This is a genomic window from Aeromonas sp. HMWF017 (assembly GCF_003061465.1).
In the GTDB taxonomy this organism is placed as follows: domain Bacteria; phylum Pseudomonadota; class Gammaproteobacteria; order Enterobacterales; family Aeromonadaceae; genus Aeromonas; species Aeromonas veronii.
In genome coordinates, this window is sequence record NZ_QAJD01000155.1 from 35,114 (window position 1) to 41,999 (window position 6,886).

Genomic DNA, 6,886 nt, shown 5'->3' on the forward strand with positions numbered 1-6,886 from the left:
GCCACTCTTCATCGCTGTATTTCCACTCGGCAGAGAGGTTCTCGGCGCCCGCCACATGACCGCCCTGCTTCTCCCCTTCCATCGGCCACCCCTGATAGAAGTAGCTGGCGCGGGTATCCAGGATGACAGCCTGTTTGGCCTTGGCATCGGCCAGCGAGAGCGGTGGCAACTCCCCTGCCACGGCGGGCAGGGCACACCAGAGCAGTAAGGTCGCCAGCGCGGCCTGCAGGAAGCGAAGATGTCGTTTCATGGTGATTTCTCGATTCATAGTGAACAAGGTTAAAAAATGGAGCGACCCAGCCGCTCGGCCAGCAGCTCCAGCGCCGCCGTGCCCGCCAGCGAGTTGCCGGCTTTGTTGAGCTCGGGCGACCAGACACAGACGCAGAGCTCGCCCGGGATCAGGGCGATGATACCGCCGCCGACACCCGATTTGCCCGGCATGCCGACCCGATAGGCAAAATCGCCCGCCTCATCATAGAGACCGCAGGTAGCGAGCAGGGCGTTGACCTGTTTGGTGGTGCGGGCGGGCAGCAGCGGTACGCTCTCGCCCAGTGGCACACCACGGTTGGCCAGATAGATGAATGCCCGCGCCAGATCGACGCAGCTCATGCGGATAGCACAGGCATTGAAGTAGCTTTGCAGCACCTTGTCCACTTCGTTTTCGAAGTTGCCATAGGCCTTCATCAGATAGGCGATGGCGGCGTTGCGGGCAGAGTGCTGATATTCGGAGCGGGCGACTACCTGATCCGCCATGATGGCCGGATTGCCGGAAAGACGGCGCACCAGCTCGAGGGTACGCTGACGGGGCGCAGTGAGGCGGGTCTCCAGCAGATCGCTCACCACCAGCGCCCCGGCATTAATAAAGGGGTTGCGGGGGATCCCCTGCTCGAACTCGAGCTGCACCAGCGAGTTGAAGGGCTGGCCGGAGGGCTCCTTGCCAACCCGGGCCCAGATCTCCTCCTCCTGATAGAGAGTGAGTGCCAGGGTCAGGCTCAGGGCCTTGGAGATACTCTGGATGGAGAAGGGTTCAAAAGCGTCACCGGCGGTGAACAGCTCCCCCTCGACGGTACAGACTGCAATACCAAGCCGATCGGCCGGTACCTGAGCCAGTGCCGGAATGTAGTCGGCCACCTTGCCTTGTCCCAGCAACGGGCGCACCTCTTCAAGGATGCTGGCCAGTAATTCGGATGACAACACCATAAGCAATAAGCGATTCCATGACTAAAACAGCGGTGGAGATCCCATCCCCACTGACAAAAATCCCGCCAGCGGCGGGATTTTTCAGTTACCCACAACAAGGCGCCAGATGCGGCAGCCTTGTATCAGGCCGGTTCACCGTACCAGAGGTCGAACAGCTCGGTAACGACCACGGCTTCCATCCCCTTGCCTTCCAGCCAGGATTTGACGGCGGCGCGGTCTTCTTCGGTACACTTGCCCAGTTGCTGGGTGCAGATCATCCCTTCCCAGGCCAGGTGACCGGAGCCGGCAAAAGCCAGTTTACGGGGTTCAACAACCTCATCGATCATCGCATCGACTACCGCATCGATGGTCTCTTCGGCAGTGCCGACCGGGAAGTTGAAACTGATGTCGAAACCCATTTCCTGGAATTCATCGACGCGCAGTTTCTTGCGCAGGCGGCGGCTACGATTGGCCATGATAGCTCCTCAAGTTAGTTGATACGCTAGGTGTGTTGACGTGCCAGCTTAGCTGACACGCTTGAAAATCAGATCCCAAACCCCGTGGCCCAGACGGTGGCCACGTTGTTCAAATTTGGTCAGCGGACGCCAGTCAGGGCGCGGCACCCAGTTGCCGGTGGCAGAGGTGTTCTCGTAACCCTCGGCGGCGCTCATCACTTCCAGCATGTGCTCGGCATAGTTTTCCCAGTCGGTCGCCATGTGGAACACGCCACCGATGGCCAGCTTCTGGCGAATGTCCTGGGCAAATGCAGGCTGCACGATGCGACGCTTGTGGTGACGGCTCTTGTGCCAGGGGTCCGGGAAGAAGAGCTGCAGGCAGGAGAGTGAACCGTTCGGGATCATGTGCTCCAGCACTTCCACCGCATCGTGGCAGATCACTTTCAGATTGGTGACGCCAGCTTCCTGAGCGGTGCCCAGACAGGCCCCCACGCCCGGGGAGTGTACTTCGATGCCGATGAAGTTCTTCTCGGGGGCATTCTTCGCCATCTCCACCAGAGAGGCGCCCATGCCAAAGCCGATCTCCAGCACCACAGGTGCTTCACGGCCAAACAGCGCGACCAGATCGAGCTGCTTTGGCTCAAAATCGATGCCCATGACCGGCCAGAGCTCTTCCAGGGCCTTCTCCTGCCCTTTGGTCAGGCGGCCTTCGCGACGGACAAAGCTGCGGATCTTGCGCATGAACTTGCCGTCTTCGTTAAATACATCTTGGGTCACAGGCATAATGGTCTCGTTATTTCATCAATCCGGGTAATACATCTTGTGTCCGATCCCGAGCGGGACCGCTCGCGGCTCGGCATTTCATCGACCCGCGAAAACAGGGGAGCGAATTATCCCAAGATAGGCCCAAGGCGCAAGTGTTTCGCGCAACAAATATTCCGGCCATCCGCTTCCCTGCTCCCTCACTGGCATCACCACACCGACTAACCGTCCAATATAATCCGCAGTAGAGTCGTTCCAGCCCTTTTTTGGCGATTTTTGTGACAATCATTGCCTCATTTCTGAAATCTGATACAAACGGATAACCTGGCGGTCGAATGGAGCGACCGCCCACATGCCGAGAGAATTGTCTATGCAGCCGTTTTTTGCCCAGCGCTTCGAGAAGGTTGAACCTTCCTTTATCCGTGAAATCCTCAAAGTTGCCGCCAATCCGGAGATCATCTCCTTCGCCGGTGGTCTGCCCAATCCCCACCTGTTTCCGGTCAAGGCGATCGATCAGGCCTGTCAGGATGTACTGCGCGAGCAAGGGGCTGCCGCCCTGCAATATGCGGCGACCGAGGGCTTCGCCCCGCTGCGCCAATATATTGCCGACCGCTATCTGGCCCGCCACGGCATGCAGGTCAATCCGGACAATATCCTGATCACCAGCGGCTCCCAGCAAGCGCTGGATCTGCTGGGCAAGGTGCTGATCGACGAGGGTCAGGATCTCATCATCGAAGAGCCGGGTTACCTTGGCGCCATTCAGGCCTTTTCTGTCTACCAGCCCACCTTCAAGCCGATCACCCTTGAAGAAGAGGGGCTGGATCTGGCGGCGCTGGATGCGCTGCTGGCAAGCGGATCCAATGCCAAGCTGCTCTACGGCGTGCCCAACTTCCAGAACCCGAGCGGTGTCTCCTACAGTCGTGCCAATCGCGAGGCACTGGCGGAGCGGCTGATCAGCCACGAGCTGTTGATGGTGGAAGATGATCCCTACGGCGAGCTGCGCTTCGAGGGCGAGCATCTGCCCCCCATTGCCAAGTTGGCACCAAACAATACCGTGCTGCTCGGCTCGTTTTCCAAGACCGTGGTGCCCGCCTTCCGTCTGGGCTGGATGGTGATGCCGGAGTGGCTGCGCAAGAAGGTGACCATCGCCAAGCAGGCGACCGATCTGCACAGCAACGCCTTCAGCCAGCAGGTGCTGCACCGCTTCCTGACCGACAATTCACTGGATGCCCATCTGGAGAAGATCAAGGAGGTCTATGGTCGCCAGCGTGCCGCCATGGAAGCCGCGCTGACCCGTCACTGCCCGCCCGGCGTCAGCTACACCAGACCGGAAGGGGGCATGTTCCTCTGGCTGACTCTGCCTGCCCACATCAGTGCCATGGCGCTGTTTGACGAAGCGATCAAGGAAAAAGTGGCCTTCGTACCCGGTGCTCCCTTCTATGTGCGCCCCGAGATCAAGAACACCCTGCGCCTGAGCTTCTCCTGCGTCGATGACGCGACCATTGAAGAGGGGGTCAAACGCTTGGCCCGCGCCCTCCAGCGCATGCTCTGATCGCCAGACAAACGGTACCAACAAAAAAACCAGCGGCTATCGCTGGTTTTTATGCTCCCTAATTCAACCGATCAGCCAAACAGGGTTTTGCAAAACTGCTTCATCGGAATGGGACGGCCATAGAGATATCCTTGCAGATAGTCAACGTGGCGAGCCCGCAGGTAGTCCGCCTGCGACTGCTTCTCGACCCCCTCCGCGATCAGGATCAATTCAAGTCGCTTTGCCAGATCAATCACGTTTTCAACGATATGGCTGGAGAGTGCATCCGTACCGATCATCTCCACAAAGCTCCGGTCAATCTTGAGTGCATCGACCTGAAACTGTTGCAGATAGGTGAGACTGGAGTGACCGGTGCCAAAGTCATCGATAGAGATCAACACGCCCAGTTTGCGCAATTCGGCAAACATCCGGGCGGTTGTCTCATCGGCCACCAGCAGTTCACGCTCAGTCAGCTCCAGTCCCAAATCAACGGGATTGTCCTTAAACGCGTCGAGAAAGGCCTTGCAATCAGCCAACAGGTCGAGATCCTGAAAGTGCTTGGCGCTGATATTGAAGCAAAAATGAAACTTTGCCGGCAGCTTGCGGGCATAAGGGGAGAAGTGGTCGCGCACCTGGGCCATCAACAGGCTGGTCATGGGCACGATCAACCCGCTATCTTCCGCCAACGGAATAAAGCGATCCGGCGAGATCATCCCCTGCTTGGGATGCTGCCAGCGCATCAGCACCTCACAGCCACGCCACTGCTCATCCTCACCGGAGACCACCGGCTGCAGATAGGGGATAAACTCCTCCTCGATCAACGCGCGCTTGAGCTCCTCCGCTGGTGAGCTGCTACGCCCCATCAGCCTGAAGGTGCCGAATCCAATCAGCAGCGCCAGCAATGGAGAAAGGATCAAGGTATCTCTGGAGTAGCGCCATGCGTGGCTCAAGTAGTCATGCACCGTGACCCGGGTGACGACCTGATAGGGGAAATCGGCCGAAGCGAGGGCAATATAACCCTCTTCTGTCGGAGAGGGCGCCGCCCCGAACTGACCTGAGCCAAACAGAGCCCTCTGCCCCACCACGAGAGCCATCGGGGAGTTCTTGCTGGAGATCTCGAGGGTATTGCGCAGGTAGTAGCCATCTATACCGATCAGCACACTCCCCTTGTCCGTTTCATGACGCAGCACGATCAAGGGACGATCCGGTGTGACCTCATTGCCGGGCAGCAGTTGCAGACTGCCATCCACATAACTGTCAGGATTGAAGGGGCCATCGTAGTCACCATAGAGCGAGGTGCAGTAGATGTGGCTGCCGACAGCCAGATTGGCGGAACGGACATCGGGCACAGTGGCCACCTGTTCGCGCAGGAGTTGTGCCGCCTCCTTGCAGGAGTGACCAAGCATCCCCTCCACATTGATGGCCGCTTGCCGGGCATGGCCGATGGAGCGATCAAACATCATCCGGGCATGCTGCAACCGTGAATCGGCATCACGCTCTATCTCCGTCACCGTCTGCCAGATCACGGCAACAACCCCCAGCAGCAGGATCCCGCCCCCCATCAGCAGCGCCACCAGAATCCTCGAGTAAAGCTGGCGAAGTTTCAAACGACGAAATGGCATGGCGGCCTCTTTGATGCTCGGATAATGGGTGACAGCCTCGGTGGACAGGCGAAAAGGGTCGCCATAATAGCGATTGATCAACAAATGTCCACCCAACAAAAATCAATCAATTCAAACTATTGTTCAACAATATCTGGTAAGAAAAAGATAGAGTTAAAACCAGTCTAGTGAACAACACATGCCAAGCTCGTCCACTTGTTGCAGGGGGACGACGCAATTAGAGTAGAGCAAACGGCAGCAGGAGCATGCAGCGATGAAGATTCTTATTACCGGAGGAACCGGCTTTATCGGCCGCAAGCTGGTTGCCCATCTCAAGGTCAATCACGAGGTCGTGGTATTGAGCAGGCAGGGGAGCCGCGCTTACTCCCTGCTCGGTCACGATATCAAGGTATTGGATAACCTCGACCGGCTTGATGACCTCAATGACGTGGATGCGGTGATCAATCTGGCCGGTGAACCCATCGCCGCCGGACGCTGGAGCGAGTCGCGCAAACAGCTGCTCTGCGATAGCCGCTGGCTGCTGACCGAGCAACTGGTCGATCTCATCAAACTATCCAGCACGCCGCCCAAGGTGCTGATCAACGCCTCCGCCATCGGCTGGTATGGCAGACAGGGCACCGAAACCCTCGATGAGCAGTGCCGCTCTCCCAACGACGAGTTTACCCACCAGCTCTGCCAGCAGTGGGAAACCTTGGCGCAGGAGGCCCAGAGCCGCCAGACCCGGGTCTGTATCGTGCGGATCGGACTGGTGCTTGGTATGGATGGTGGTGCCCTGCCCAAAATGCTCCCTCCCTACCGACTCGGACTCGGCGGCCCTATGGGGTCAGGCAGCCAGATGATGAGCTGGATCCATGTGCAAGATCTGGTGCGTGCCATGCTGTTCTTGCTGGAGCACGAGGAGTGCAGCGGCATCTTCAACGGAACCGCCCCTCATCCGGTCAGTAATCGGGAGTTCAGCCAGACCCTGGCAGCGACGCTACACCGCCCGCATATCTTCTTCGTCCCGGCGCCGCTGTTGCAACTGGTGATGGGGGAGGCGGCAGATCTGCTGCTGACCGGACAAAAGGTGATACCAGCACGGCTGCAACAGGCCGGTTTTCACTTCAGCTATCCCGAGCTGTCGAGCGCCCTCGTCAATCTGCTGCGCGAGCCCCGCTAACTCACACCCGCTCGCGGCATCCGCTCGTCAGCGCCACAATAAACAAGCAGCCCGGCCAATGGTCGGGCTGCTTGTTTATTGTGGATGCGCTATTGCACTCTGTGGCATCGGCTCGCGCTGGCGGGATTACAACAGTCCCTGACCCAGACCCCGCAGCCGATCGCTCAGGGTGCCAGCC

The 6,886-nt window shown here is 58.6% G+C and carries 6 protein-coding genes and 1 pseudogene; 2 read left to right on the forward strand and 5 right to left on the reverse strand.

The features are described 5' to 3' along the window. The 4 genes and pseudogenes from DBR30_RS22440 to trmB form a co-directional block, all read right to left on the reverse strand. A pseudogene (locus DBR30_RS22440) lies at positions 1-250 on the reverse strand (sulfurtransferase); the annotation flags it as partial. A gap of 29 nt (positions 251-279) precedes the next feature. Beyond that, on the reverse strand, positions 280-1,200 hold the full coding sequence (gene glsB / locus DBR30_RS16935) for a glutaminase B (protein WP_005348151.1): 921 nt from the start codon (positions 1,198-1,200) through the stop codon (positions 280-282). A 122-nt stretch (positions 1,201-1,322) separates the two neighbouring features. Further along, positions 1,323-1,655 (reverse strand): YggL family protein, encoded by a 333-nt coding sequence (locus DBR30_RS16940; protein WP_005348158.1) that lies wholly within the window; start codon positions 1,653-1,655, stop codon positions 1,323-1,325. A 48-nt stretch (positions 1,656-1,703) separates the two neighbouring features. After that, entirely contained in the window at positions 1,704-2,417 is a 714-nt protein-coding gene (trmB, locus tag DBR30_RS16945) for a tRNA (guanosine(46)-N7)-methyltransferase TrmB (protein ID WP_005335228.1), read from the reverse strand. A 349-nt stretch (positions 2,418-2,766) separates the two neighbouring features. Between trmB and DBR30_RS16950 the strand changes: the two genes are divergently transcribed. Next, positions 2,767-3,948: an aminotransferase-like domain-containing protein gene (locus tag DBR30_RS16950; RefSeq protein WP_108542137.1), complete on the forward strand. Its 1,182-nt coding sequence runs from the start codon at positions 2,767-2,769 to the stop codon at positions 3,946-3,948. A gap of 71 nt (positions 3,949-4,019) precedes the next feature. Here the strand turns inward: DBR30_RS16950 and DBR30_RS16955 are convergent, their stop codons facing one another. Then, a complete protein-coding gene (locus tag DBR30_RS16955) occupies positions 4,020-5,549 on the reverse strand; it encodes an EAL domain-containing protein (RefSeq protein WP_146181117.1) in 1,530 nt (509 codons plus the stop codon). A gap of 253 nt (positions 5,550-5,802) precedes the next feature. Here DBR30_RS16955 and DBR30_RS16960 point away from each other — a divergent pair, with 253 nt between their 5' ends. Then, positions 5,803-6,708, forward strand: coding sequence for a TIGR01777 family oxidoreductase (locus DBR30_RS16960; RefSeq protein WP_108542136.1), 906 nt, complete (start codon positions 5,803-5,805; stop codon positions 6,706-6,708). Positions 6,709-6,886: the final 178 nt, after the last annotated feature.